This window comes from Pontibacter liquoris (assembly GCF_022758235.1).
Taxonomy (GTDB): Bacteria; Bacteroidota; Bacteroidia; order Cytophagales; family Hymenobacteraceae; genus Pontibacter; species Pontibacter liquoris.
On record NZ_JALEBG010000001.1, the window covers coordinates 1,646,450 to 1,673,037 of the forward strand.

General features: G+C 46.7%; 22 protein-coding genes. 9 read left to right on the forward strand and 13 right to left on the reverse strand.

Annotated elements, in window-relative coordinates; genetic code table 11:
* The first annotated feature begins 275 nt into the window (after positions 1-275).
* Positions 276-887, forward strand: coding sequence for a hypothetical protein (locus LWL52_RS06755; RefSeq protein ID WP_242918176.1), 612 nt, complete (start codon positions 276-278; stop codon positions 885-887).
* Here LWL52_RS06755 and LWL52_RS06760 read toward each other — a convergent pair.
* Complete coding sequence (locus LWL52_RS06760) at positions 884-1,483, reverse strand: DUF429 domain-containing protein (RefSeq protein WP_242918178.1); 600 nt, start codon at positions 1,481-1,483, stop codon at positions 884-886. The two genes, LWL52_RS06755 and LWL52_RS06760, sit on opposite strands and share 4 nt — an antisense overlap.
* A gap of 202 nt (positions 1,484-1,685) precedes the next feature.
* On the opposite strand from LWL52_RS06760, the gene LWL52_RS06765 reads away from it, so the two are divergent.
* Positions 1,686-2,594, forward strand: coding sequence for a PhzF family phenazine biosynthesis protein (locus LWL52_RS06765; protein WP_242918180.1), 909 nt, complete (start codon positions 1,686-1,688; stop codon positions 2,592-2,594).
* Here LWL52_RS06765 and LWL52_RS06770 read toward each other — a convergent pair.
* From LWL52_RS06770 to LWL52_RS06795, 6 genes are all read right to left on the reverse strand, one after another.
* Entirely contained in the window at positions 2,548-3,483 is a 936-nt protein-coding gene (locus LWL52_RS06770; protein WP_242918182.1) for a polysaccharide deacetylase family protein, read from the reverse strand. The two genes, LWL52_RS06765 and LWL52_RS06770, sit on opposite strands and share 47 nt — an antisense overlap.
* A gap of 248 nt (positions 3,484-3,731) precedes the next feature.
* Positions 3,732-4,931 carry a threonine synthase gene (locus LWL52_RS06775; protein ID WP_242918184.1) on the reverse strand — a complete coding sequence of 400 codons (1,200 nt, stop codon included), beginning with the start codon at positions 4,929-4,931 and terminating at the stop codon, positions 3,732-3,734.
* A 368-nt stretch (positions 4,932-5,299) separates the two neighbouring features.
* Complete coding sequence (locus tag LWL52_RS06780; protein ID WP_242918186.1) at positions 5,300-6,511, reverse strand: toll/interleukin-1 receptor domain-containing protein; 1,212 nt, start codon at positions 6,509-6,511, stop codon at positions 5,300-5,302.
* Between the two features lie 239 nt (positions 6,512-6,750).
* On the reverse strand, positions 6,751-7,656 hold the full coding sequence (locus LWL52_RS06785) for a LysR family transcriptional regulator (protein WP_242918188.1): 906 nt from the start codon (positions 7,654-7,656) through the stop codon (positions 6,751-6,753).
* A gap of 119 nt (positions 7,657-7,775) precedes the next feature.
* Positions 7,776-8,474, reverse strand: a complete 699-nt coding sequence (locus LWL52_RS06790) for a VIT1/CCC1 transporter family protein (RefSeq protein WP_242918190.1) — start codon at positions 8,472-8,474, stop codon at positions 7,776-7,778.
* Between the two features lie 89 nt (positions 8,475-8,563).
* On the reverse strand, positions 8,564-9,130 hold the full coding sequence (locus tag LWL52_RS06795) for a DinB family protein (protein WP_242918192.1): 567 nt from the start codon (positions 9,128-9,130) through the stop codon (positions 8,564-8,566).
* A 194-nt stretch (positions 9,131-9,324) separates the two neighbouring features.
* Here LWL52_RS06795 and LWL52_RS06800 point away from each other — a divergent pair, with 194 nt between their 5' ends.
* The gene (locus LWL52_RS06800) at positions 9,325-10,041 is read left to right on the forward strand and encodes a class I SAM-dependent methyltransferase (RefSeq protein ID WP_242918194.1); all 717 of its coding nucleotides are present in this window, start codon (positions 9,325-9,327) and stop codon (positions 10,039-10,041) included.
* Between the two features lie 342 nt (positions 10,042-10,383).
* Positions 10,384-11,340 (forward strand): YihY/virulence factor BrkB family protein, encoded by a 957-nt coding sequence (locus LWL52_RS06805; RefSeq protein WP_242918196.1) that lies wholly within the window; start codon positions 10,384-10,386, stop codon positions 11,338-11,340.
* Positions 11,341-11,372: 32 nt separating this feature from the next.
* On the opposite strand, the gene LWL52_RS06810 is transcribed toward LWL52_RS06805, so the two are convergent.
* A complete protein-coding gene (locus LWL52_RS06810; protein ID WP_242918198.1) occupies positions 11,373-12,356 on the reverse strand; it encodes a pyruvate dehydrogenase complex E1 component subunit beta in 984 nt (327 codons plus the stop codon).
* Between the two features lie 432 nt (positions 12,357-12,788).
* On the opposite strand from LWL52_RS06810, the gene LWL52_RS06815 reads away from it, so the two are divergent.
* Positions 12,789-13,007 (forward strand): PspC domain-containing protein, encoded by a 219-nt coding sequence (locus tag LWL52_RS06815; protein ID WP_242918200.1) that lies wholly within the window; start codon positions 12,789-12,791, stop codon positions 13,005-13,007.
* A 276-nt stretch (positions 13,008-13,283) separates the two neighbouring features.
* Here LWL52_RS06815 and LWL52_RS06820 read toward each other — a convergent pair whose 3' ends face one another.
* From LWL52_RS06820 to hisS, 5 genes are all read right to left on the reverse strand, one after another.
* Positions 13,284-14,312: a glycosyltransferase family 2 protein gene (locus tag LWL52_RS06820; RefSeq protein WP_242918202.1), complete on the reverse strand. Its 1,029-nt coding sequence runs from the start codon at positions 14,310-14,312 to the stop codon at positions 13,284-13,286.
* Positions 14,302-14,637: a YbaB/EbfC family nucleoid-associated protein gene (locus LWL52_RS06825; RefSeq protein ID WP_242918204.1), complete on the reverse strand. Its 336-nt coding sequence runs from the start codon at positions 14,635-14,637 to the stop codon at positions 14,302-14,304. The genes LWL52_RS06820 and LWL52_RS06825 overlap by 11 nt, the downstream gene beginning before the upstream one ends.
* A 178-nt stretch (positions 14,638-14,815) precedes the next feature.
* Positions 14,816-16,729 (reverse strand): T9SS type B sorting domain-containing protein, encoded by a 1,914-nt coding sequence (locus tag LWL52_RS06830; RefSeq protein ID WP_242918206.1) that lies wholly within the window; start codon positions 16,727-16,729, stop codon positions 14,816-14,818.
* 189 nt (positions 16,730-16,918) lie between these two features.
* Positions 16,919-18,409, reverse strand: coding sequence for a histidine ammonia-lyase (gene hutH / locus LWL52_RS06835; RefSeq protein WP_242918208.1), 1,491 nt, complete (start codon positions 18,407-18,409; stop codon positions 16,919-16,921).
* Positions 18,410-18,419: 10 nt separating this feature from the next.
* Entirely contained in the window at positions 18,420-19,817 is a 1,398-nt protein-coding gene (gene hisS, locus LWL52_RS06840; RefSeq protein ID WP_242918210.1) for a histidine--tRNA ligase, read from the reverse strand.
* Positions 19,818-20,061: 244 nt separating this feature from the next.
* Here hisS and LWL52_RS06845 point away from each other — a divergent pair, with 244 nt between their 5' ends.
* The 4 genes from LWL52_RS06845 (at position 20,062) to LWL52_RS06860 (ending at position 26,585) form a co-directional block, all read left to right on the forward strand.
* Complete coding sequence (locus tag LWL52_RS06845) at positions 20,062-20,898, forward strand: glycosyltransferase (RefSeq protein ID WP_367615670.1); 837 nt, start codon at positions 20,062-20,064, stop codon at positions 20,896-20,898.
* A 175-nt stretch (positions 20,899-21,073) separates the two neighbouring features.
* Positions 21,074-22,195, forward strand: coding sequence for a glycosyltransferase (locus tag LWL52_RS06850; protein WP_242918214.1), 1,122 nt, complete (start codon positions 21,074-21,076; stop codon positions 22,193-22,195).
* A 29-nt stretch (positions 22,196-22,224) separates the two neighbouring features.
* Positions 22,225-22,593 (forward strand): hypothetical protein, encoded by a 369-nt coding sequence (locus LWL52_RS06855; RefSeq protein WP_242918216.1) that lies wholly within the window; start codon positions 22,225-22,227, stop codon positions 22,591-22,593.
* Positions 22,594-22,754: 161 nt separating this feature from the next.
* Entirely contained in the window at positions 22,755-26,585 is a 3,831-nt protein-coding gene (locus tag LWL52_RS06860) for a glycosyltransferase (protein ID WP_242918218.1), read from the forward strand.
* The last annotated feature ends 3 nt before the right edge of the window (positions 26,586-26,588 follow it).

Here is a 26,588-nt window from a genome sequence, read left to right on the forward strand (position 1 = left end):
TTAACTACCCGCGCACAAACCAGATGGCCCGGCGTAGTTAGCTAAAATGTATTTCGAATGGACTGCAGCAGATGCCTGCCGCTTCTTTAATGTACGCGCCCGCGAAGGTACGGTTCCTGTTTACCCCTGAAATAAAAGCAGAACTTTTGCAGATGGGTAAATATTCTGTTTTCCAGTCATTTAAGTTATCCTATCTAACTATATACCTTAATATATCAAATATGGCTTGGCTTCCGTATCAAAGGCAGGACGTTCATTATAAACTAAAATAAAACATGAAAAAGCAATTAAACCTATGCCTGTGTATGCTGCTAACCTTGGCTATGCTGGCCGGATGTTCCACCACGAAAGAAGCCGAGAACGATGTACAGGATGAACTGGGAGACTTCCGGAACTGGGTCAATACCACTACCGGTTCTGTAGCCGACAAAACCGAGGAAGACTGGCAGCAGGCCAAAGAAGATTTTAAAATGCGTACCCAGGAACTGGACCAGAAGCAGGAACACTTTTCGGGTGAAGTGAAGCAGGATTACCAGCACCTGAAGCAGCAGTTTACCGAAGCCGATGAAATGTACCAGAGCAGCCACATGGAAGCCCAGAAAGTAGAATGGCAGCGCAACCTGCTCGGTACCTATGCCGATCTTTCCACCATCAACGAAACCAATGTGCGCGAAGCCTATATCACCTTTATGGATAACGTGCGCGAGCAGCGCAAAAACTGGACGGACAAAGAATGGGAAATGGCTAAAGTCGTGCTCAACTCGCTCGACGAACGCAGAAAAGCCATCACTGCTGACATTCCGACCGATAGCCAAATAAAGATCAAGGCACTGCAGATGGAATTCCATACCCTGGAAACCGGCGCTGATGCAAGCGATAACGATTAAACGATGATGCGCCCTTCGGTAGCCTCGCCGTACAGGACCGCCTGCCTTTGCAGGTGGCGGTAGCCGCTGTACCAGGCCAGCAGGCTGTCGAACTGGTGCCAGTTGCGAACAGGCTCCTTTAAAGGAAAAGGCAACAGCTGCTGCAGTGCTTCGGAAAAGGCTGGAAGTGCTGCAGCAGTTGTTTTATACCCTTGCAGGTCGGGGAAAAGCAGCCGCACCAACTGGCGCGGGTAGGTTTCGAGCACCGCAATTCCGTGAGGTGCCAGTTCAGCCCGGAGCTTCATGGCACGGGCCGTTAACCCGCCAAGAAACATCGGCGACATGCCCTGCACTTCCTTGTCGGCAGCACGGTAAAAGAAATCAGCTGCCGACGCGCCTGTACCCTGTACATAAACGGCTGGTAAGGTGAGCGGGGCATCTATAAAGAGCACCCTGGCGCTCAGGCGGCGCACCAGTTCCAGTATAAACGCATCGGCATCCTGCCCGCTTTCACTTTGCCACACCTGCACCTGCTGCCCGTTAACGGCAGCCAGGGCTGTCGTGCCGGCCAGCCTGGCACCAAAATCAATCCCAACGTGGAATGGTAGTTCTGTCATAAAACGGTTCAGTCATGGGGTATTCCTGGTGATTTCTATTTACTCGCTGCTGTCGGGTTGCTGCTCCTGGCTTGTTACATATTTGATTTTATTGTGGCAGACAAACGGCTTGCCTCAGGGGCTTAGCTGGTTATACTTTGTTTTTGGGCCCTGGTTCTGCTACTTTTATACTTCCTTTCAAAACAAAAGGAAAGGGTGAATCATGCAACATACTACACCAGAAGCCAGACCGGAATTATACTTGGTCCGGGCGTTTACCCAGACAGCAGCAGGCGGCAATGCCGCCGGGGTCGTGCTCCATGCCGATACTTTGGAGCAGGCACAAAAGCAGCAGATAGCTGCCAACCTGGGCTTGTCCGAAACTGCCTTTGCTTCAAAATCAATGGTAGGCGATGTGAAAGTGGAGTTCTTTACGCCGAACCGCCAGATACCGCATTGTGGCCATGCCACAGTGGCTACCTTTGGCTTGCTGTTGCAAAAAGGGCTGGTGCAGGAACCCGGCGCTATAAAAGAATCGATTGAAGGAATAAGAGAGATAAGTCTGATACATAACAAAGTATACCAGCAGCAGATGGCTCCTAAGTATACGTTCCTGTCAGCGCTGGAGGTTAGCACGCAGGAGGTAGCTGCTTCCCTGAATCTGCCTGCTGGCTATACTTTTTTATCGGAGCCCGTGGTGGCAAATACCGGTGTGAACTTTCTGTTGCTGCAACTTCCGGGCACAGCCGAACTGCAGGCGCTGCAACCCGACCAGGAACGTATAGCAGCTATTTCGCGGGAGCTGGACCTGGTTGGCTATTATGTGTTCACCACCGGGGCGGATGGGGCCGATGCCACTACGCGCATGTTTGCTCCCAGCTACGGCATCCCTGAAGAATCTGCTACCGGCATGGCTGCCGGACCGCTGGCCTGCCATCTGCATGATCATCTGGGGTATAACAAGGAAAGCTTTAACATACTACAGGGCTACCTGATGCAGCCTCCGTCGCCGAGCCAGCTGGAAGTGCAGCTGCAAACCAACGGCGAAGGCCACATAACAGGATTAAAGGCAGGAGGCGCGGCAATTATCGTACAGCAATTGCCGCTGCAGGTGCCGACGTCTCAGGCTTAAAGCTGCCCACCATACTTTTGTGCAGGGTGCCGGCGCTCCAGTAGCCGCTGGCTATAATGCGGCGGATGGTATAGAGGGGTTCCTGTTCATCGCGGTGTGTGGCCAGCTGAAAGGCTGCTGTCATACCACGTTGCTTCAGTTCCGGAATGGCCTGTTCGTTCCATAATCCGAAGGGATACGCAAAGTATTTGATGGGCTTTCCGGTGATCTCCTCCAATTGCCTGGTGGGTTTCTCTATTTGCGTGAGCCAATCCGTGCCTTCATACTTCTTCACGTTGTGGTGATCCCAGGTATGGGAACCGATTTCATGGCCTTTGTCCGAGAGTTCTTTTACCTGCGCCCGCGTCATATAGCGCGGCCTTCCCAGCGAAACCGTCATCACAAAAAAGACCCCTTTGTAGCCATACTTCTCCAGCACTGGCAGGGCCGTGGTATACTGGTCCAGCACAGTATCGTCGAAGGTGAGCATCACGGGCTTGGGAGGCAGCGGCCGGCCATTGTTCAGGTAGTCCAGCAGCTGGTCTGGTAGGATGGTCTGGTAGCCGCTGTCGGCCAGCATTTTGATCTGCTCTTCAAACCGCGCCACCGGCACAATGTAATCTTTGGCTTGCTTGGAGTCTGAGGAGCGCCAGTCCCGGATCTGGTGGTAGCACAAAATGGGCACCTGCTGCCGGGCAAGTATGGTAGCGGCATCGGCCGGCATTCCGGTTTCGGCCGTTAAGGTCGCCTGGGTCGGAGATGCGGTTTCTGTTTGGGCCTGGGGCGCAGTGGCATTGTGGCGAACTACAACATCGGCTGGTAAGGCAATCGTTTTCGTGTTTTCACAGGCAAAAAGCGCAACGGCACATAGGCCGAGCGCAGGAATCGTTAAGCGTAAGCGGGGAAGCATAAGGGTTCGGTTTATTTGCCCTCAAAGTACAAATTATCCGGTTGATTGTATGCCCCAGACAAGGCTTTTGCTTTTTTTATTTTCTGAAGGAAAATGCGCTCTGAATGATTTTGTGACACATTTTGAAAATAAAAAGACACTTATACCTGTGGGAAATCATCAGACCTGCCAGTTCTTCAGATATAGTTATAATTTAAGTTTTATACTACAATATGCTGATAAAAAGAAGTCTGGCAGCACGGCAGGCATCAGGATTGATACCTGCCGGTGATGTTCTCGAGGTACTTCTGGCCCGAGCCTGTGTTGAGCAGCAGAATACGGTCGGAGGAGTGCAGGTAACCAGTATCTTTCAGGTGGCAGGCAGCCATCCAGAGCGCGGCGCCTTCCGGGGCAACAAACAAGCCTTCGTGGCGGCTTAGCTCCCGGAGGCCGGTCAACATTTGCTCGTCGCTTATACTTAACGCCGTTCCACCGGATTCGCGCAACACCTGCAGCATCATTGGCTCACCTATCGGGCGCGGCACCGCCAGGCCGTTGGCAATGGTCGGCTTGCCGACATACTGCTGCGCGTTAGGTTGTAGCCCCAGGAAAGTATCTACTAGGGGCTGGCAGTTGGCCGCCTGCACCGCAATCATGCGGGGCAGTTCTGTGTCGGCCGGGAGCCAGCCAAGCGCCAGCATCTCCTGAAAAGCTTTCCAGATACCGATCAAGCCTGTGCCGCCGCCAGCGGGGTAAAGGATGATCTCGGGCAAGGTCCAGTTGAGCTGTTCGGCAATCTCAAAGCCCATCGTTTTCTTTCCTTCCAGCCGGTAGGGTTCCTTTAAGGTAGATGCATCAAGTAGCTGATTGTCAGCGTTGATTTCCTTTGCTTTGGCAGAGCAATCTGTGATCAGGCCATCTACCAGTACCACGTCAGCGCCGTACCAGTAGCATTCCTCCTGAAAGGCCTTTGGGGTATGGCGCGGCATCACGACCACCGCCCGCATGTCGGCTTTGGCACAGTAAGCGGCCATGGCTACACCGGCATTTCCGGCGGTTGGAATAATGCAGCCTTCTACTCCTAATTCTTTTGCCTTGGAAATAGCCATGCTCAGGCCACGCGCTTTAAACGAGCCGGTGGGATTCTGGCCTTCGTCTTTCAGCTGCAGGTGATCAAAGCCATACTTACTGCCTAGGTTGGCAAGCTTAAGGATGGGTGTAAAGCCTTCACCAAGGCTCACGATGTTTTCATCTGCCAGCACCGGTAGCAGCTCGCGGTAGCGCCACATGGTAGCCTCCCGGGTTTGTAACTTATCGCGGAAAAGCGGGCGTTTCAGGTCATAGCGGCTTACTAGCGGCAGGTGGCAGCAGGTTGATACCGTTTGAAGTATAAAAGGGGTATGTGGGGTGCCGCAGGCAGAACAGATGAGCTTGCTGAGGCGGCTTTTTGTGGTTGTTATTGTTTCCATGGTATTCCTAATTCTACGTGAAATAGGGCATAGGCTATGAGGAAACAAAATGGATATTCGGAATAGGCTATGAGGATATGGAATAATGCATAGTTTATATACTACTTCTGATTTACCGGATTTGGCTTAGTTTCCATACTTTCATTTGTTATAAAAGAGGAGAAGGTCAGAGGCTAAAATGAATTCGCTGAATCTAATCCACCTGTACCAGGAAAATGGTCTAAAGCTTGAGCAGTTATGCGACAACTTAAATGAGTTAGGATATAGATATAAGACGCCTCGCGAAGACTTACCGAACAGGCAGTATAGCGATGTTGCTGAAAGGAGTTGAAAAAAGAAAGGAGACCGTTTAGGTCTCCTTTCTTCATTTAGCGCTTTAACGTTCTACCCGTCACTCTGACTGGTTGCTTCGGCTTTGTTATCAGTTTCTTAAGGGCTTCAATTTCTTCTGTGTATGTAGACGAAGGTTCTAATTCCAAGCTCAGTATTTTCGCTAAGTCCTCTATCAACCTCTGTATTTGTGCCGCATTAGTGGCACTCAGTGCATTAATTCCTGTTAGTGGAGGATTCAATAACGATGTGCCAGCAGGATCACAAATTATTGGTAACATTGGTAGCTTTGAACCCCATCTCGCCCCCAATTCAAAAGTTACATAATTAGAATCTACACTATTGCTGGTTATTACCGCAATAAAAGCTTTTGATTTAAAGATTTCCTCCCGTAGTGATTCGTCAGTATCTACTCCGGCAGATAACCTGTATTCATTAAGGCTTGTACACCTTATACTTTTAGACCTTATATGGAGTGCCTTCCTAATAACATTTACAAGTGCTTTAGTGACTTCTGCGTCTTTGCTACTATGGCTAATGAAAATATCCATTGTAAAATGTTGTTCTGAGTTTGGGGTAGTTGTGGGTATAACCATCATTCGGTCTTTATTTAGATGTCCATAATCTCCTTCTATATAATTTCGGGTAACATCTTCCCCACCTACTTCTAGAACTCTTGGCTCAAGATACATTTTACCATAGAAGTCTACGGTATACTTCATTTTATCATAAGAAAATTCAATAAACTTTTTTGAGGTTTTTAAATCTTTAAACTTAAAAATCTTTATTTTCAAAAGGTTTTTTAACAAAAATCTTTCTCCATTGATAAATAAGTCAGCTTTACCATAGTTATAAGCATCTATAATCAAGTCTAATTCACCTTGATCAATGTGTAAAATGTTATAGCATCTACTGTCATTTTCAATATATAAATTAAATATATTCATCTGATGATCTTTGCTATTTCCTGAATTAAGGATTTGCTGTTCAGCCTGAAACCCTCCACGACCTATAAGTAGCTTAGCTTTGCCTTTACTAGTAAGTATAAGGGTTGTACCTTCTCTAGAAGTGGAGTCTTCTAAATTCATTATTAGTTCTCTATTTTCTAAAGCTTCAGCTATTTCCTCAGCAAGCCCATCATTGCCATCACAGATTGTTATAGCTTCTGCCAATTGGAGTTGGCCATTAGCAGATTTGTAGATGTGAGAGAGTACTCTGTCATAATACTTTACGTCTTCGGCTTTTATCATAACGTTCAAATTGCAAACACAGGAGTTCTTGGGGACCTAGGCATCGAGTACATTATAATTTTATTACAATATACTCATATTATGAATGTCCTCTAATCAAGGGTCGCTATTCTTTTTACCTTTTTTATTTTCAGCATAGTAATTCTTTAGGGGCTTTAACTGATACTGCTTCAGTATCTTATATTTAAGTAGTCCTTTATTTTCTTACAGGAACTTGCTGAATAAATACTCTATAAATTTTAATCTTTTAGGGAATAACGGCGCTTGGTAAACTGTATAAAATCTTTGTAGGGATAATTGTTCTCGGTGCCTTTGCGCTGGATGAAGTTGAAGGTCCGTTTCACAGTCAGGTCCTGAATCTTTACTTCGACCAACTCGCCGGATAAAAGCTCTTTGCTCACCGCCTGCCGGGGCAGAAAAGAAAGGCAGGTATCGACCCGCACAAAATTTTTAAGCGCCTCAGTGCCCCCCAACCGGATTTTAATCGGAAAGTCATGGAGCCGGTGGCCCCGCTTTGCCAAGGCCTCCTCCAGCACTGCCAGGGTGCCAGAGCCGGACTCGCGGAGCGCCAATGGGATTTCGAGAAGGTCTTTCACTTCCAGTTGTTGCTTTTTCAGCGGGTTTTTGGAGGAGCATACCGCAATCACTTCGTCTGTGAGAAAGGGCGTATAGGTCACGTTGCTCACTTTGTTGATGCCTTCCACAATTCCCATGTCAATTTCATGGTCCAGCAGGGCTTTGAGGATGTTCTCGCTGTTGCGGTTCTTGAGTGTGAGCTGTACGTTAGGGTGCAGCTGCAGGTAAGCCGACATGACAGGTGGCAGCACATAAAGCGAGATGGTGGTGCTGGCCCCTAAGACCATACTTACCTTTGGCGTGAATTGCTCGTTTATGTCGCGCAGGTTGTGGTATAGCTCGTTTTGCAGCTGTTTTACTTCCAGAATTTTATCATAGAGCAGTTTGCCGGCGGGCGTCAGCGAAATAGAATTGCCCAGCCGTTCAAACAAGCCCGTCTGGTACTGCTCTTCCAGGGCCTTTACCTGCTTGCTGATGGCTGACTGGCTGATAAAAAGCGTCTGGCTGGCCTTGGTGAAACTCAGAAGCCGGGCTACTTCCAGAAATACTTCGTGCTTGTGCGAGAGCATGGGCTAAGGTTTTAAGCTTTAATGCGCCTGATAAGCGGCAACCGGGAGTGAAGTTACAGCAAAGGGGGCAGTTGCCAAAGGTACATGCTTTCAGAACAGTTATTTTCCTGGGGAGGTTCTTATACCAGGCTGTTAAAGGCCGTTGCCACCAGGAAAGCCGCCGCGGCAGCAGCTACCCCGATCAGGGTTACTTTTAAAGCGCCAGCCACAGGTGGCTGCCCTGTCATTTTGCTCTTGAAATAGCCAAACATCATCAGGCAAAGGATGGTGAGCCCCGCAGAAATAACAAGGCCCTGGCGGGGCGTATCGGAGACGACGTATCCCAGCAGTGGGATCAACCCACCGATGGCGTAAGAGGTGCCGATGGTGGCCGCACTGTTGCGGGCCCGTTTCGGGTGAGGCTCCTCCAGGCCCAGTTCATACTTCATCATAAACTGTACCCAGCGGTCTTTGTCTTTGGCGAGTGCCTCGCTTATAGTATGCTGGGCTTCAGGGCTTAATCCGTATTCAGCAAAAATTAACTTTACTTCTGCTTTCTCTCTTTCCGGTACCTTTTCTACTTCTTCATACTCCCGTTGCAACTCCGCCTGGTAATGCTCCTGTTCTGTTTTTCCGGCCAGGTAACCTCCCAATCCCATCGCAATGCTGCCCGCCACAATCTCGGCTATACCTGCCGTAATAATCACGACATTGCTGTCTACGGAGCCGCTTAAACCTGCTGCCAAAGCAAACGGAACAGTCAGCCCGTCCGACATGCCGATCACTGCATCCGTGATGAAATCAGAACTGCGGAGGTGTTCTTCCTGGTGTAAGTGCATCGTGGGGATGGTTTTATAGGCCCATAGGGTAAACGATAGCGGCGCTCAATATCAAGATACAAACAGGTACAAAACGAACGGAAGCAGGTTTATGCCAGCAGTGCTCGTTTGATGGTGTGTATCTGGCGGAGGTGGTGGTCGAAATGATCCTGCAAAAAGGAGAGGGTTTGCCGGATTGTGAGCGGCCCGACATACGGATGCCGGAAAAGACATTTGTCCATCAGGTTAACGGGTAGCGCGGTGAGCACATCTTCCAGCGAAAAACGCACTTCATCCCAGTCGGCACGTAAATAGGCAAGCGAGCAAGTAGCAGGCACCGTTGCAACAGAGGCCGGTGCTTTAAATTTTTTTCCGGATAACAGCGCCAACTTTAGCAGCAGCGATTGCATTTCCCGGGCAATGCTGTTGGATATTAAATCATCGGGCTGGCTTACCTTGTGCTGCACAGCATACACCGTCTGCTTTTCGGTAAGCAGCAGGTGCGCGATGATCTGGTTCACCGACCATTTGCCCTCTGCAGGAGCACTATTTAGCAAGCCTTCCTCCAGTCCTTCCAGCTCATCCAGCAGGCGGTTGCGGGTTTGCTCTAAGTGCAGGTAGCGGGCTTCCAAAGCAGGGTTCATTGGCGGATTGTGCGTATAAACGGCAAAACTCATGATTGTATGAAGTATAATGGTGTTAAATCTAACAAAAATTTAATTAAATGCAACATGCCGGGGTATGTAAGTATAAGCAAGTAGTTGAGTGTTAGTTTAATCAACAAAAGGTTTTATGCCAACCAATAGGATTAAATAGGAGTCATGGCATGCTATTGTTTTTGTTGCGTACTTTGCCCTGCAAACGCACGGATATGAACGAGAAGAATGACCCGATGGGAGCCGCCTTGCTGGACTTCCTGCGAAGTGGCCGCGAGGCTGAGATTGTAGTTGAGAGCAACCTGGCAGAGGAAGATGTGATTCCGGTGCCTTACCTGTTCCGCGCATGGGATGAAATGCCCGAGATTGAGCAAATGGCCCTGGAAGCCTGCCAGGGAACAGTGCTGGACATAGGAGCAGGCTCCGGCTGCCATGCGCTGGCCTTGCAGGAGCGGGGACTAGACGTAACAGCTTTGGACGTATCGGCAGGTGCCGTGGAAGCCATGCAACAGCAAGGGGTAAAGCAGGTGCTGCGCCAGGATTTCTTTGAACTGAAGGGGCAGACGTATGACACGTTGCTGCTGCTGATGAACGGCGTAGGCATTGCCGGCCACCTGGCGGGGTTGGAGCGGCTGCTCGAACATGCCCGCACGCTGCTGCGCCCGGGCGGGCAGCTGTTGCTCGAGTCCACAGACATTCTCTACATGTATGAAGACGAGGACGGCTCTGTGCTCCTGGACCTGAACGCAGGCTATTACGGCGAGGTGAAGTATAACATGCGCTACAATGACCAGGAAAGCGGCTGGTTTAACTGGCTTTTTGTGGATGCCGCCATCCTGCAGGATTATGCCCAAAAGCACGGCTTTGAAACGGAAGTGCTTTATGAAGGCGAAGCCGGTAATTACCTGGCCAGGCTGACGCTGCAGGGGTAGACGGTAAGTATAAACTATTTACCGCTTCAAAATAAAATCACCTACCTGTAAACAAAGGCGGATTTCAAATCCGCTGATTATTGTGCTTTCGGATTAAATTCCGAAAGAGCTGAAGTACGATATTTTCAGATTACAAAGTCGGAAGAGCATAAACTGAGTTAGAAGGAGCCGAGCTCGGATCTTAAGCGGCCAAGTATAATCAGCAATATTCGTGGTACAACTGGGCAGTAGGAGGATAGTTGCTTTCATACCGGGAGCATCAACCGGCAGCAATTTGCCGTACGTATACTTGTTTTGCCTGGCTACCTGTTGGATAGCCCGCTTAAGTATACGTAGCAGCACATGGACAAACGAGTCGCCTCTACCTGGAACATCACCAAGCAAACCTTTAAGGAGTTTGTAGATGATAACCCCTTGGATTATGCCGCCATCATCGGGTTTTATACGATCTTCTCATTACCGGCGGTGCTCATCATCACCATTCGTATTGCGGGAGCAGCCTTTGGTCAGGAAGCCGTAAAAGGGCAGGTGGTGAGTCAGCTTGGCGGTATTGTAGGCCGCAGCAGCGCCAGCCAGTTTCAGAGCATTATCGAGAATGCAAATGTTTCCGAAGCCAGCACCATCGGCACCATCGTAGGTGTAGCCACCATGATCTTTTCAGCCACTACCGTTTTTGTGGCACTCCAGGATTCGCTTAATGCGATGTGGGAAGTAAAGGCAAAACCGGGAAAGGGCTGGTTGAAGCTGATTATCAACCGCGTATTGTCCTTAGCACTAGTGGTAAGTATGGGCTTCCTGCTGCTGGTGTCGCTTTCTGTGGATGTGGTGATGGGCATTATCTATGATTTCCTGCAGCAGCAGTTCTCAGGGCTGGCCGTATACTTTATTACAGCTGCCAATCTGCTGCTTTCCCTCGTGATCAGTACCATTATTTTTGCAGGCATTTACCGGTTTCTTCCCGATGCTAAGATCCGGTGGAAAAATGTGTGGGTGGGTGCTGCGGTGACGGCTGTTCTTTTTGTACTTGGTAAATTTGTACTCAACATCTACTTTCAGCACGACCCACTGGCCGATACCTATGGTGCTGCCGGCTCGCTCGTTCTCATCCTGGTGTGGGTCTATTATTCGGCGGTAATTCTGCTATTCGGCGCGGAGTTTACGCAGGTATACTCCAAAGCGCACGAGAAATACATTGAGCCCGATGATACGGCAGTGAAAGTAAAAAAGAAGGAAGTTGAAATTGACACCGATACGGGCCAGGTAGAAGTGAAAGAAAAAGAAAAAGGCGACTCGTTATGAGTCGCCTTTTTTATGAAAGAAGTAAGCTTTAATTAAGCTTTCTTATACATTACTTGTTTTACGGCTTCGATGGTGCGTGCTACGTTAGGCAGTGAAGCCTCGATAAGCGTAGGCGCATAAGGAAGCGGCACATCGCGGCAGGTAACGCGTTTTACCGGTGCATCCATATAATCAAAAGCATTGCTCTGGATGTGGTAAGCCAGCTCGGCAGAGATAGAGGCCAGCGGCCATGCTTCTTCTACTACTACCATGCGGTTGGTCTTCTTTACCGATTCTACCAGGGTTTTGTAATCGATCGGGCGCACGGTGCGCAGGTCAATCACTTCCGCTTCGATGCCGTCTTTTGCCAGCTCGTCGGCAGCCGCCAGGGCCACTTTCATCATTTTGCCAAACGACACCAGCGTAACATCAGTACCGGCACGCTTGATATCTGCTACGCCAATCGGGATCAGGTATTCTTCTTCCGGCACCTCACCTTTGTCGCCATACATCTGCTCCGACTCCATAAAGATTACCGGATCATTGTCGCGGATAGCGGACTTCAGCAATCCTTTGGCGTCATATGGATTACAGGGCACGATTACTTTCAGGCCGGGGGTGTTGGCATACCAGTTCTCGAAGTTCTGCGAGTGCTGCGACGACAACATGCCCGCGCTACCAGTAGGACCGCGGAAAACCATTGGCGCACCATACTGGCCACCAGACATAGACATTAATTTTGCTGCAGCGTTGATCACCTGGTCAATGGCTACCAACGAGAAGTTGAAGGTCATGAACTCAATGATCGGGCGCAGGCCGTTCATGGCAGCGCCAACACCGATTCCGGCAAAACCAAGTTCTGCAATCGGGGTGTCAATTACGCGCTCCGGACCAAATTCATCCAGCATGCCCTGGCTCACTTTGTAGGCACCGTTGTATTCCGCCACTTCCTCGCCCATCAGAAACACACGCTCATCGCGGCGCATTTCCTCCGTCATGGCTTCTCGCAGGGCTTCTCTAAACTGTATACTTCGCATATAAATGTTTAATTCTCGGTTCAGTGGGTAAAATTAAGAGAAGTCTGTGAATTTACAATGTGTTGGCCACAATTCTGCCGGATAAGTACGTTTACCAGGTCGGAGCGCCAGGCCATGCATCATCTGTTTTGGCTTGATAAGGATGCTGCTTTTACTTTCCATCTTCTGATTTCAGCACCAAACCCGCAGGGCCGGAAGCTTTTACAGCTGCTAACCCGCTTTGTTACTGCCTTGTTTGCAGAAGCCTATCCTAAGCGAATTTGTAAAATGCGTTGCTTTGGGGCAGCGGTTGTAAATCCTCTTCTTTGCATTCGCCGTAAATAAAAGGCACCAAAAACAAATCATCAACGTTACCGGTTGTACCAGTTCTGAACCAAAAATTTGGACAGAAGTATAAAAGGCAATAATTTTATAGGATAATATTGTAAATAAATGAAAAGGCTGCAGTACTTTATCGAATCGCGGGCATTTGGTGTTTGTACGATGCTGGGTGACAAACTCGGTTTTGCAACGAGCAGCATACGCCTCTCTTTTATCTATCTTTCTTTTCTGACCATGGGCTCTCCGGTGATCATATACCTGGCACTGGCCTTCTGGATGAATGTGCAAAAGCACCTCCGCCGCGAGCGTAGCACTGTCTGGGATTTATAGATTTTAATAAAAGGCATTTAACAAAGGATAAAAGTGCTTACAACGAAGTATAACCTGTCCTTTAACATCGGAAAGTCTGCTAAATTAACTTAGTTACTTTTGGCGTTTTTTATCGCATCAACCATTTCTGGCGCAAGCGGATGCTTGTGCCCAGTCATCTATAAGGCACATGTTGACGCTTGCGCCAGGAGAATACATCAGTAAGCAGCTGTACTTATTTATACTTTACCAATCGTATCTCCTCTGCTAACTTCTTTTATCAAGAGCTCCTTTGTTCTAATTTGATAGTTCCTGCACGGTTTTGTGCTGCCTGAAAAAGTACTCCCACACGATGCTACCTTTATACACGCCTGCCATCTGCGGAAATCGGCCTTTGTGCAATTGGGCACGCCGGCGCTCGCGCCAGTAGCTGCGCTTTCCTAATAAGTCGGCATGTGCCTGCAGTACAGCTTTGGCATCTTTCGTTTGCCCGGCCAGCAGCATTCTTAAGGCGGCCATCCAATCAAGCAACACGCGTAAGCCCATGGTGGGGAGCAATTCCTGCTCCGGCAAGTTTTTATAGAGCAGGGCCAGGCCGTTACGGAAGTTGAGGTAAGTTTTATGCGGATTTGATTTGTGCAAGGTGCCACCACCCACATGGTATACCTGGCTCCGGCCATTATACATGACTTTATACCCGGCATTCTGCGCGCGCCAGCAGAAATCGATCTCTTCCATGTGCGCAAAAAAAGCAGGCTCCAGACCGCCCAGTTCCCGGAAAACGACGCTTCTGACAAACATGCAGGCACCCGTAGCCCAGAAGATCTGCTGCACATCGTTATACTGGCCCTTGTCTTCCTCCAACGTATCGAATAGGCGGCCCCGGCAAAACGGGTAGCCAATAGCATCGAGCATACCACCGCCGGCGCCGGCATACTCCAGAAAAGCAGGATGTTGTTGCGAAAGGATCTTTGGCTGGCAAACGGCAATTTGTTTGTCTGCTTCCATCAGGCTGATGATGGAGGCTACCCAGCCTGGCGGCACGGCCACATCTGAATTAAGCAGCACATAGTAGGTTGCCTCTACCTGTTGCAACGCCTTGTTATACCCTTCGCAAAAGCCATAATTCTGGGGCAGCAGTATGAGCCGCACCTGCGGAAAATTAGCCTGCAGAAAAGCAACAGAGCCATCGGTAGAGGCATTGTCGGCTACGATCACCTCGCAGCCACTGCTGTTTGCCACTACCGATGGCAGAAATTGTTCTAAATACCTAAGGCCATTCCAGTTAAGAATGACGATGGCAGTGTGGGGGTAACTATAGGCCAAAGCTGCCGAGATCTAAGCCGGGAATATTGGGCAGCAATCCTTCGGTATTCTTTTTCATTTCTTCCTGCGCACGCTCACTGGCTGTCAGCATGGCATTGTTCACAGCGGCTACTACCAGGTCGTTTACCATGTCCTGGTCCGTGGCGTTCAGGATAGATTCATCGATCTCAATTTTGAGGAGCTTACGCTGCCCGTTGACAGTAGCCTTTACCAGGCCTGCGCCAGATTCGGCTGTTACGGTAATATGCTGTAAGTTTTCCTGTGCTTCTTTCAATTTGGCCTGGACTTCTTTCATTTTGCCCATCATGCCGAACATATCAAACATAGTTTTTGAGTTAAGGGTACGTGTACAAGGCCGCATGGCTTGTGGCTGATGCAAATATACGTATCAAATTCATACTTTGTAAGGAGTAGGGACCTGCACTAGTATAGCTATAATTTCGCACCGGGGTTTAGGTTAGGCAAGCTGCTTTAAAAAGTATCTATGATAGAGATGGCTCAGGTTAGCGCAACAAGGTAATAGTGCCGGTGCGGCGCTCGGGCGTACCGGTGGCCGTGGTGACGGTGATCTCATACGTATACACGCCTGCGGGGGCGGGCTGCCCTTTAAACGTGCCATCCCAGCCTGTTTGCGCATCCGCCGATTCATAAAGCATATTGCCCAGCCGGTTATAAATTCGCATCCGGAAGTTGCTGAAATAGCGACCCTTTATTTCCAGCACATCATTCAGTCCATCACTATTGGGTGTAAAAGCGCTTGGTACAAACAGCAGCAAGGGTTGTTCCAGTGTCTGGATGTTGGAATAAGAAACAGCAGTTCCGTTTTTAGCCGTTGCCTTGATGCGGTAGAGCAAAAGGGATTCCGAGCCTGGTGCTTTATCAGTATAGGTGGTGCCGCTGGCAGGATAGGTGGCCAGCAGCTGTTTGTCGGAGCTAAGCAGTTCCACCGTATACGTGCCCACGCCACCGGCAAAGCCCTCATATCTGGTCCAGCTTAAGTTAATGCTTCCGTCGGGCTCAGCAACGGCTTTGAGCAGCATCGGGCAGGCATTGTTGCTGTACCCAGCGTTGTTGCCGCAGCTATTGGTATAACTGGCCCGGTAACAAGCTCCTTGACTCAGATCCGGAGTAGAAAGGGTAAAGGAAGGCTGCACGGCTGTGGCCAGAGCTTTGTAAGGGCCGCCGGCTATACTTTGTTCCAGCTGCATTTGCTGCAACGCCTGTCCAGGTGGCACCTCCAGGGTAAGTTGCAGCTGATTATCCAGATCAAAGGTGGCGAGTAATTGGCCTTTCGGGGGCACAGCTGTGGAGACAACAGCAGCCTGTTGCGGCGCTGAAAGCGACTCTACGCCATTCGGGTAGGTGTATGCCAGCTGATAAGTATAGGTGTTGCCACAACGCACATCGGTGTCGGTATAGGTTGTAGCTGTGTAATCGGTTGAAGTATAAATACTGCCGTTTCGGTAAATCTCTGCTCGTTGCACGCTGGCCGGGGCCTTGCTCCAGGTTAGGGTTACTTTTGCCTCCGCAGGGGAAGCCGTTAAGGCTATACTTTGCACGGCATTGGAGACTTCCTGCAGCTGTGAGCGGCAGGCATCAGTTGGCCGGACACGATAGCCGGCACTTTCAGCTGTATTGACATTTGCCAGGGTATAGCTTAGCGCAGCCTGCGTCACCTGCTGTATGGTGTCGATGGTTTGATAGGGACTGCCCGGGTTTTGCTGCCTTTCTATAGTATAGCGAAGGCCCGGCTGCAGGTTTTGCAAGGATACCTGTAACTGGCCTGTTAGGGCCTGCTGCAAAACCTCCAGTTTAACAAGATTAGGAACAGGCACGCTGCCCTGAACAGAAACAGCTTGCGTATAAATGCCCTGGCACGGAGCACCACTGTAAATACCGGTAAGGGTAAGGGTAAAATTGCCGGCTGCAGCATAGGTATGGCTGTATTGATCGCCGGATTTTGCCGCTTGCTGCTGGCCATCACCGAAATCCAGCACATAGCTGTCGTAGTTCCGGTTAGTTACCTGTACACTTACGCGTCGGTTGGCGCACAAGGTATAGGCGAAGGTGGGGGCGAGCGCTTCCTTCACCTCAAACACCAGCGAGACCGTATCGGTGAGCGTAGCGCCGCCGTAATTGGCGATCTGCAGTACGCGGTAGCGGCCAGGAGCGTTATAGGTGTGTTTTTTATCGGGTGTAGCGGGCGTCGGAATCGGGCTATCGCTTTGATAATCGAACACGTAATACTCGTTCTCATCGGGCACTTTGTTGCCACAATCCTGGAAGGTTACTTCCTGCCCAACGCACAGCGTTTCTATTTTCTTTCCTTTCGTATCAAAAGCTTCAAAACAGCCTGGTATACCAGATTGAGCTAGTACGCCACCCGCCTGCGCAAGTATAATCCATATAATAAGCATGTATCTCACGTGCGGTGCTTTTGCTTCTTTACGAATATAAGTAAGTAATGCGTGGCAGGAAACCCTCTGCTATAAAAACTCAAAGAGCTTGCACAGTGGCGCAAGCTCTTTGGGAAAAGGATCAGCCCTATACCAACAGTTAGGTAACAACTGACACTAGTATAACCACAAGTAAAAAGTGCGACCGTTTTACAACCTGCAGGTTCTCAGAAAGGCGATGCTTTGCATGATATCATAGTGCAATACCCGATCGGTAGATACAAACGATATTTTTTCGCGGTAGGAGGCGATAAGCTGCTCCAGCACCGGCGATGTTTGCAAGGGTCTTCGGAACTCGAGTGCCTGCGCTGCATTCAGCAGCTCAATGGCCAGCACACGCTCTGTATTATGCACCACCTGGTAGAGTTTGGTTGCTGCATTGGCGCCCATACTGACATGATCTTCCTGGTTGTTAGACGATGGAATGGAATCGATGGAGGCAGGGGTGCAGAGTTGTTTACTCTGGCTTACGATGGAAGCGGCTGTATATTGCGTGATCATAAAGCCCGAGTTCAGCCCCGGCTCTGCCACCAGGAAATCTGGCAGGCCGCGCAGCCCGGAGATTAGCTGGTAGGTGCGCCGCTCCGAAATGCTGCCCAGTTCGGCAACGGCAATGGCCATGAAATCTAGCGCTAATGCCAGGGGTTGCCCATGAAAATTTCCGCCGGAAACGATTTCATCTTCTTCCGGAAAAATATTCGGGTTATCTGTTACCGAATTGATCTCTGTGAGAAATACCTGCTCGGCATAGCGCAGCGCATCTTTAGAAGCGCCATGCACCTGCGGAATGCACCGGAACGAATACGGATCCTGCACATGCTGCTTTTCCTTTTGAGCCAGTTGGCTGCCTGCTAGCAGCTCCCGTATCGCCTGAGCGGTTTCAAGTTGCCCCGGATGCGGACGGAGCTGGTGAATAAGCGCATTAAACGGTTCCAGGCGACCGTCAAAAGCATCCAACGATAGCGCGCTAACCACATCGGCCTGCCGCAAAAGGCGCCGCGCCATCAGCAACGTATAAACGCCATACGCACTCATAAACTGGGTACCGTTTAGCAGAGCCAATCCTTCTTTCGCCTTCAGCGCCACCGGTTCCCAGCTGAACATCTCCAGCACATGCTCGCTAGCCAGTTTATAACCCTGGTAGTTAACTTCTCCAAGCCCCAGCAAGGGCAGGCACAAATGCGCCAGCGGAGCCAGGTCGCCACTGGCGCCCAGCGAACCTTGCTGGTATACTACCGGGTAAATGTCGCGGTTATAAAAGTCGATCAGGCGCTTTACGGTTTTAAGCTGCACCCCGCTATGGCCATAAGCCAGCGACTGAATTTTTAGCAACAGCATCAGCTTCACGATCTCCTGCGGCACCTCGGCACCCGTGCCACAGGCATGCGACATCATCAGGTTACGTTGCAGCTGCTCCAGATCCTGCGGCGAAATCTTCTTGTTACAAAGGGAGCCAAACCCAGTGTTGATGCCATAGATACTTCTGTCGGAGCTGCTGATTTTCTGATGCAGGTATTCGTAACAGCGCACAATCCGTTGTTCTGCTTCCTCCGATAAAGCCAGCGTATACTTGTTAGCCACGATTGCCTTGATGGCCTCAAGGGTAAGATAATTGCTGGAAATGTAGTGTATCGTGTCCATGTGCCGGCTTTTAGTGGGTGAGCTGCGCGATGATTTCCCCAATTGTGAGATCCTGCTGTTCACCAAGCTGCATGTTGCGCAGTTTTAGTTTGCCGCTGGCCATTTCCTCCGAGCCGATCAACAGTACATAAGGGATACTTTTCTGATCGGCATACCCCATTTGCTTTTTGAGCTTGGCCGCTTCAGGGTATAACTCCGAAGCAATACCGGCATCCCGCAGTTGCTGCAACAAAGGCAGCGCATACAGTTCAGATGCTTTATCGAATTGCACCAGTAATACCTTGGTGCCTACCTGGCTGCTGTCCGGGAACAGCTGCAGCTCCTCCAGTACATCATAGATTCTATCTACGCCAAACGAGAAGCCCACACCCGACACGCCCGGCAGGCCAAACATGCCGGTCAGGTTATCATAACGGCCACCGCCGCTGATGCTGCCCATACTTACATTGTTCACTTTCACCTCAAATATGCAGCCCGTATAATAGGAGAGGCCCCGCGCCAGGGTAACATCCAGCAGTAGCCTTGGATGGCCCGAGGCATTCTGGGCCGTTAATGCCTGGCTGTTGAGCCCCTGAAGGTACGTCCATACTTCCTGCAGATCCTGCAAACCGCGCTTCCCTTCGGCGGTAGCACCAAGTATAGCCTGCAGCTGCGCCATAATTTCTTCGTTGCTGCCACTTAAAGTATAAAGCGGCTCTAGTTTGGTAACGGCCTCTTCCGAAATACCGCGTTCCAGCAGTTCTTTACGCACGCCTTCCTGTCCGATCTTATCCAGCTTATCAATGGCCACACAAATATCGCCTTCACGCCCTTTCTCGCCAATGGCCTCGGCTATGCCGGCCAGAATACCCCGGTGGTTGATTTTGATCGTGAAATCGGTGAGTCCGAGTGCAGTCAGCACTTCGTTGATCATCTGTACGATCTCAGCTTCGCATAGCAGCGAAGAAGTGCCCACCACATCGGCATCGCACTGGTAAAACTCGCGGTAGCGCCCTTTCTGCGGACGATCGGCGCGCCACACTGGCTGAATCTGGTACCGCTTGAACGGGAAAGTGATCTCGTTGCGGTTCATCACCACATAGCGGGCAAAAGGTACCGTTAAATCATAACGTAAGGCCTTCTCCGATATTTTTCGCGTAAGCGCTTTGGAGCCTTCAGCAATGTCTACGGAGGTAGTTTTTGACAGGAAGTCGCCCGAGTTGAGGATCTTGAATATCAGCTGATCTCCTTCTTCGCCATACTTGCCTGTCAGCACTGAGAGTTGCTCCATGGCCGGTGTTTCCAGGGGCAGGTAGCCGTATTTTTCAAAGGTGCGGCGGATCACGCCAAAAATATAGTTACGTTTGACCACCACAGCGGGGCCAAAATCGCGGGTTCCTTTCGGTATCGTTGGTTTTTCTTTGCTCATGCTTTCGCCAGTTTGCCGGCGAAGTTACTAAAAGTGTCGGAAAGGTGAGGGGTGTTATAAAAATACGATATTTAAGGAGGTAAAGTGATTTAATTATATTCACAGCAATGTACCTACATCTTATGCCTATTGAATTCTGAATCTAACAAGTATGGCTGTGTTTAGAAGTAGGATTGATTTTAGTGCTTGTTTTAATTGCATGCTAATAGTAATATTGCCAGAATATTAACTTATACCTTAATACGTGTTTTCAGTACCTCGTTCAGTAGACCTTTGCATTCTGATCCCATGTTTTAATAACCTGCCTGGTATGATCAGATCTGTGCAGAGCATCCGGTATACGGAAGGAAAGTATGCTGTTATACTCGTAGATGACGGAAGTACCCCCCCTTTGATGTTGCCTGAGTTAAAACTGGCTTTAAGCCCAGCAGTGCCGCTGCATCTTATATCCCTTGGGGAAAATTCGGGAATAACGGGTGCCCTGAATGCTGGTTTAAGATGGATATTGCACAACCTTCAAACACGCTATATTGCCCGCTTGGATTGTGGCGATGTATGCCATGCAGATCGTTTTTTTAGACAAGTAGCCTACCTGGATGCACATCAAGATGTTGGCCTATTGGGTAGCTGGTGTACATTTAAACAGACTTATTCATCATTTCAGTACAATTATACTACGCCAACAGAGCATAATCTGATCCAACGTGAGATGTACTTCCGGAACGTTTTTATTCATCCTACTGTCATTTTCAGATCAACGCTATTGAACAAGGTAGGTTTATACCCGGAGGCATTTCAGTATGTGGAGGACTATGCATTGTTCTGGAAAATTTTGCAGGAGTCAAAAGGCAAGATACTGGATGAACTGCTAGTAACCTGCGAAATAAATAAAGCAGGCATCTCCATTAAAAATCGCAAGGCCCAGTTGCAGGGTAGAAAACACGTAATAAAAGCTTTTGGTGAATCTTTTTTTTTAAAATTTTTGGGAGAGGTGAAATTGATTATCTTGGGAATGATACCATATCATATGGTTATGCATTTGAAAGAAAAATTTACTAGGACAGGAATTGCATTTATTTGAAATAGCTGCTTTAAACACAATATTATAAATAGGATGCAAAATATTTATCAGTAAAATATTTCAGAGTGCTATTTTATTTGAAAAAATAATATAATTTCGTGCAAATAAGTACCTGTCAGGAAAGGCTTATTTCCTTAAAAAATCACGAAAGTACAGTATCCTAGTTACCGCTTACATGATTATAGTACACGTTGTCGAACCCTTTGCAGCTGGCGTAGCTTTATTCGTGAAGTCCCTTACGGAAGCAATGCCAAATGAGTTACATATTGTGATTCATGGTGAAAGAAAATTAGTGATGTCGGCAAAAGAAGTAAAGAAGACGTTCCCAAAAGGAAATGTTAGGTTTATCCGTTGGAAGTCGGCACAACGCGCGCTCAATCCCTTCAAAGATTTTCTGGCCTTTACGGAATTGTACAAAGTCTTAAGGCGGCTTAAACACAGGAATTTGGTGGATGCCGTGCATCTTCATTCTTCCAAAAGTGGGCTTCTTGGCCGCATCGCCTGCCGCCTGGCAGGAATCGACAAATATGTGTATACTCCTAATGGTGCTCCGTTTCTATCAGGTGCGAATGCCGTTCTAAACTATTTCTACCAACAACTTGAAAAGTTAGGTAATATGGTCGGAGGTGAAGTAGTATGTTGTTCTGCTTCTGAACAAGATGAATATATAAAATTAGGGATCAATGCTACCCATGTTAACAATGGCATTGCCTTACCTGATATTCAGAAGGGTGATCGTAAGTATAACAAAGAAAAGTTTATAGTTATAACCACAGGCCGCATAGAGGAACAAAAGAATCCTTTGTTATTCAACGAAATAGCGGCGTACTTCAAAGAGTTAGCTGAGTTTGAATTTATCTGGGCTGGCGACGGTCAGGAAAAAGGCTGCCTGACAGCAACAAACATTACTGTTACCGGTTGGGTAGCGGCTGAGGAGATTAATCGCCTTGTTGCTCAGGCAGATATGTATATTTCTACTTCTGTTTTCGAAGGTCTTTCTTTTGGTGTACTGGAAGCTTTGGCTTTACGGAAGCCGGTACTCCTAAGTGATTGTGTGGGAAATAAGGATGTGGTGAAAAAAGGTGTAAACGGGGATATCTTCTCAAGTAAAAGAGAAGCTATCGTGAAGATTCTGAGCTTTGCCAATAACCGGGATATGATGGAGATAATGGGGCAACACTCACAAGCTATATGCAGCTCCAAATTTGATATGCACCGAAACTTCCAGGGGTATAAGCAAATTTACCAGACCAGGCCAATGCTAGCTCCCCAAACTGATTTAAGAACAGCAGTTTAATTTTTAGTACTACTTACTTCATGTTGCTTATGGGCGAAGCTTTACTACTACCTCAGGATGACAATCATCCTCACTTGTTAGAAAGTATTTATAAATCAATAGAAGTTATTCATCACCAGCTCTTGCATGATCTTAAAATCAAGCAGGAAGCGATGCAGCTCCTGATTGAGAAAACAACTATGCTTGAAAATGTGATTGAAAGAAAGGATCAGCGGATTAGCGAACTGAATGCGGATTTGGAGGTGAATAGGCGCATATCGGATGGTAAGCGGCAGTTAGTTAATAAATTACTCAATGATATTGATCGCTTACAGCAGGATGTGGAGTGGTATAAGCGGACGTATGAGAGCAGGAGTTTGATAGGGACTTTGAAACAAAAGATCATAAAGTTTGGCTAAACGGAAGATAGATGAAACCCAAACTATGCTAATGAAATCCTATAAAAGTTTATGCTTCATAAAATTTGTGTAAGATTATCTTTAACCTTACAAATTCTAGTTTATGCCCATTCAAACTTATTTTCTTATTTAAACGATTAATTAATTTTAATATTTTAGTTTTGGAGTTTACTGGAGAACGCTTCCTTCCAATAGAAGGATTAATAGAGGATGAGATTGGAATTGAGCACTTACACCGCTATTACTCGTCACTAGATTTAGTTAATAACAAAGTAGTATTAGATTTGGCTTGTGGCGAAGGATATGGCTCGGCTTTATTAGCGACTGTAGCTAAGGAAGTGTGTGGTGTAGATATAGATCAATCTTGTATTGATCATGCCAAGCAAAAGTACGGTTCTAAAAATAGCAATTTAACATTTCTTCAAGGAAATGTTACGCAAGTACCATTAACAACTAATTCAGTCGATGTAGTAGTTTCATTTGAAACTATTGAACATCTTGATGGGCCAACACAGCATGCCTTTTTAAAAGAGATAAGAAGAGTATTAAAGCATGACGGAAAGTTATTAATCTCAACACCAGATAAGAACAACTACTCGCTTAGGTATTCTTATGTTAATGAATTTCATATTAAGGAGTTTACTAAGAAAGAGTTCTTTAGCTTCTTAAACCACTACTTCGATTACTCGACAGAATACTTGCAAGGATTTGAGATAGTTAGTGCTATTACAGAAACAAATACTCCAAAAACGGGAAAGTTAAAGGTTTGTAATTTGTTTCAATCTTCAAAAACCTTTTCCCGGAAGTACCTAATTGCTATTTGTAGTAATCAGCCTTTTGATCTTGAAAATAATTTTTCCTCCGTGGTCTTCGGGGTCAAGAAAGATTATCAGGAATTGAAAGATAGGATGGTGGAAATGAATGCACATATCGAAGAATTAGGTGCTTGGGGTAAGAGCTTAGATGAGGTAATTCTGCAAAAAGACGCAACAGTTACAGATTTGCAAAATAAGTTAATAAGCCAGTCACATACCATGCAAGAACTTTTAGCTCAAACTAGTGCATATAATGAACAATTGCAGAAGCAAACGGATGAATTACTTCATCATACTACAACTATTCAAAATAAAGATATTCAGGTGCAGGAGTTAAGTGAGCGCCTAACCAACAAGAATATTCAGGTGCAGGAGTTAAATGAGCGCCTAACCAACAAGAATATTCAGGTGCAGGAGTTAAATGAGCGCCTAACCAACAAGAATATTCAGGTGCAGGAGTTAAATGAGCGCCTAACCAACAAGAATATTCAGGTGCAGGAGTTAAATGAGCGCCTAACCAACAAGAATATTCAGGTGCAGGAGTTAAATGAGCGCCTAACCAACAAGAATATTCAGGTGCAGGAGTTAAGTGAGCGCCTAACCAACAAGAATATTCAGGTGCAGGAATTAAATGAGCGCCTGGTATACAAGGATGAGGCTATATCTAATCATGAGAATAGTTGCCAAGCTGCTTCACAATTGATTAAGCAGTTGGAGCAACAGCTATACAATAAAGACAGCCAATATAATGTGGCTGAAAGTGAAAATAAGTTGCTTCGAAGTACTATTGAAACCTTGACAGAGAATATTAATAATTTAAGTTCAGATAAGGATTCCTTAGAAAAATACATTAGTGATCTTAAAGAGAGTATAAATCACTCTTTCTCTACCACTTCTAAGTTAGAACAAGATCTAAGTGATTGTAATAACATTATTCTGGATCAGAAGCAAAGAATACATGTTCTTTACCAACAGAATGATAATTTAAACGGAAGGTTAGATGAGATCTTTACCTCAGAAGGATGGAAACTTCTAAATATTTATTATAATATAAAAGGAAAGTGGTTACCAGAGGATACAAGTAGATACAAGTATCTGAAAAAGGCTGTTAATAAAGTCAGAGGAAAAAAGGAAAACTATTACACATTACAAACCTATAATCTACCTGCTGTTCAAGAAGATGTATCTCATCCTTCAGCTTCGGATTTGGAAACTTTGTTAAATACTGCTGTCGAATATGAAATTATAAAGCTGCCATTTTTCGATCTGCCAATTGCATCTATAGTGATTCCTGCTTACAATGCCTGGGAGATGAATTATAAATGTATCAAATCAATAAATGAAAATACACATGGAGTAAGCTATGAGGTGATTATTGGTGATGATGCTTCTTCAGACGATACTCAAAACATAGGAATGTATGTTGAAAATATTGTTAGTATCCGAAATAGTAGTAATGTAGGGTTTTTGCATAACTGTAATAATGCAGCGAAGCATGCGAAAGGAAAGTATATTCTTTTTCTGAATAATGATACTGAAGTTAAACCAGGTTGGCTAAGTTCATTGGTTGAATTGTTGGAGAAAGACGCTAGCATTGGCATGGCTGGGTCTAAATTAATTTACCCTGATGGAAGATTACAGGAGGCTGGAGGCATAATCTGGAAAGATGCTTCTGGATGGAATTTTGGCCATAGGCAATCTCCAGAAGCCCCTGAGTTTAATTATGTTAAAGAAGTAGATTATATTTCTGGGGCAAGCATATTAATAAGAACAAGCCTCTGGAAAGAAATAGGAGGGTTTGACAGTTTATATACCCCTGCCTATTACGAAGACACTGACTTAGCTTTTGAAGTAAGAAAACGTGGGTATAAAGTTGTATATCAACCCTTATCTGAGGTTATTCATTACGAGGGCTATTCACATGGTACTGAGCAAAGAGAAGGAATCACAGGCAAAGAAATAAAAGCATACCAGCAGGTGAACTTTGGAAAGTTTTATGAAAAATGGAAAGATGTTCTGGATAAGGATCATTTTCCTAACGCTGAAAATGTGTTCTGGGCTAAAGATAGAAGTAAAGGCAAAAAAACGATCTTGTTTGTTGATCATTATGTGCCTTTCTATGATAAAGATGCTGGCTCAAGAAACACGTTCATGTTACTGCAATTACTAGCAGAGACTGGTTACAACGTGAAGTTTATAGGGGATAATTTCTATAAGCATGAGCCATATACAACTACTCTTCAGCAAATGGGAATTGAGGTTTTATATGGAGCTTGGTACAGAGATAATTGGGAAAGCTGGGCGTTAGAAAATAAAAGTAAAATTGACTTTGTTTATTTAAGTAGGCCACATATTTCCATTAAATACATTGATTTTATTTGCAATAACTTAAATGCAAAGGTGATTTATTTTGGACATGATCTCCATTATTTAAGAGAGTTAAAACAGTATCAGGTTGAAGGAAGAAAAGAGCTCTTAGAATCTTCAGCAAAATGGAAAAAGTTAGAGTTAGAATTGTTCAGCAAATCGGATTTAGTCCTTACCGTAAGTGAAGATGAAAAAACGATCATAAATAATGATCTGAATATCCAGCATGTAATTAAGCTACCCTTATTTTATTATGATAATTTCAAACCAGTAATTACTGATTTTGCTGATAGGAAAGATATTTTATTCGTCGGTGGTTTCGGACATTCACCAAATGTAGACGGTATTATTTGGTTCTGTAAACAGGTGTGGCCACAAATTTCAGCAAGCATTCCGGACGTTAATTTTATTATTGCTGGTTCAAATCCTCCACAAGAAATCTATGAATTGTCATCACCTCGCATTCATGTTAAAGGATATGTGACAGATTTCGAACTCCAAGCTTTATATAACTCTGTGAGATTAGTGGTAATACCATTACGTTATGGAGCTGGGGTTAAAGGTAAAACAGTAGAAGCCATGTACAACGGCCTTCCTATTGTTACAACAAGTTTTGGAGTAGAGGGCCTATCAGGTATAGAAAACGTGATTCAGACATGTCAAAGTGAAGAAGAGTTTTCTTCTCAAGTAATTGATTATTATTCTTCAATCCAAAATTTAGAGATTAAAAGTGCAATAGAACTTGATTATGTTCAGGCGCATTTCTCTAGAGACGCAATGCTTACCGTAGTTAATGAGATCTTTAGCTAAGGT

Bases quoted from the DNA above. Each gene is read 5' to 3' on its own strand.
- LWL52_RS06785 (WP_242918188.1), bottom strand. From the start codon at position 7,656: ATGCTCTCGCACAAGCACGAAGTATTTCTGGAAGTAGCCCGGCTTCTG.
- LWL52_RS06815 (WP_242918200.1), top strand. From the start codon at position 12,789: ATGAAAAGGCTGCAGTACTTTATCGAATCGCGGGCATTTGGTGTTTGT.
- LWL52_RS06770 (WP_242918182.1), bottom strand. From the start codon at position 3,483: ATGCTTCCCCGCTTACGCTTAACGATTCCTGCGCTCGGCCTATGTGCC.
- LWL52_RS06855 (WP_242918216.1), top strand. From the start codon at position 22,225: ATGGGCGAAGCTTTACTACTACCTCAGGATGACAATCATCCTCACTTG.
- LWL52_RS06830 (WP_242918206.1), bottom strand. From the start codon at position 16,729: ATGCTTATTATATGGATTATACTTGCGCAGGCGGGTGGCGTACTAGCT.
- LWL52_RS06850 (WP_242918214.1), top strand. From the start codon at position 21,074: ATGATTATAGTACACGTTGTCGAACCCTTTGCAGCTGGCGTAGCTTTA.
- LWL52_RS06755 (WP_242918176.1), top strand. From the start codon at position 276: ATGAAAAAGCAATTAAACCTATGCCTGTGTATGCTGCTAACCTTGGCT.
- hisS (WP_242918210.1), bottom strand. From the start codon at position 19,817: ATGAGCAAAGAAAAACCAACGATACCGAAAGGAACCCGCGATTTTGGC.
- LWL52_RS06775 (WP_242918184.1), bottom strand. From the start codon at position 4,931: ATGGAAACAATAACAACCACAAAAAGCCGCCTCAGCAAGCTCATCTGT.
- LWL52_RS06765 (WP_242918180.1), top strand. From the start codon at position 1,686: ATGCAACATACTACACCAGAAGCCAGACCGGAATTATACTTGGTCCGG.
- LWL52_RS06810 (WP_242918198.1), bottom strand. From the start codon at position 12,356: ATGCGAAGTATACAGTTTAGAGAAGCCCTGCGAGAAGCCATGACGGAG.
- LWL52_RS06790 (WP_242918190.1), bottom strand. From the start codon at position 8,474: ATGCACTTACACCAGGAAGAACACCTCCGCAGTTCTGATTTCATCACG.
- LWL52_RS06780 (WP_242918186.1), bottom strand. From the start codon at position 6,511: ATGATAAAAGCCGAAGACGTAAAGTATTATGACAGAGTACTCTCTCAC.
- LWL52_RS06800 (WP_242918194.1), top strand. From the start codon at position 9,325: ATGAACGAGAAGAATGACCCGATGGGAGCCGCCTTGCTGGACTTCCTG.
- LWL52_RS06795 (WP_242918192.1), bottom strand. From the start codon at position 9,130: ATGAGTTTTGCCGTTTATACGCACAATCCGCCAATGAACCCTGCTTTG.
- LWL52_RS06760 (WP_242918178.1), bottom strand. From the start codon at position 1,483: ATGACAGAACTACCATTCCACGTTGGGATTGATTTTGGTGCCAGGCTG.
- LWL52_RS06805 (WP_242918196.1), top strand. From the start codon at position 10,384: ATGGACAAACGAGTCGCCTCTACCTGGAACATCACCAAGCAAACCTTT.
- hutH (WP_242918208.1), bottom strand. From the start codon at position 18,409: ATGGACACGATACACTACATTTCCAGCAATTATCTTACCCTTGAGGCC.
- LWL52_RS06825 (WP_242918204.1), bottom strand. From the start codon at position 14,637: ATGTTTGATATGTTCGGCATGATGGGCAAAATGAAAGAAGTCCAGGCC.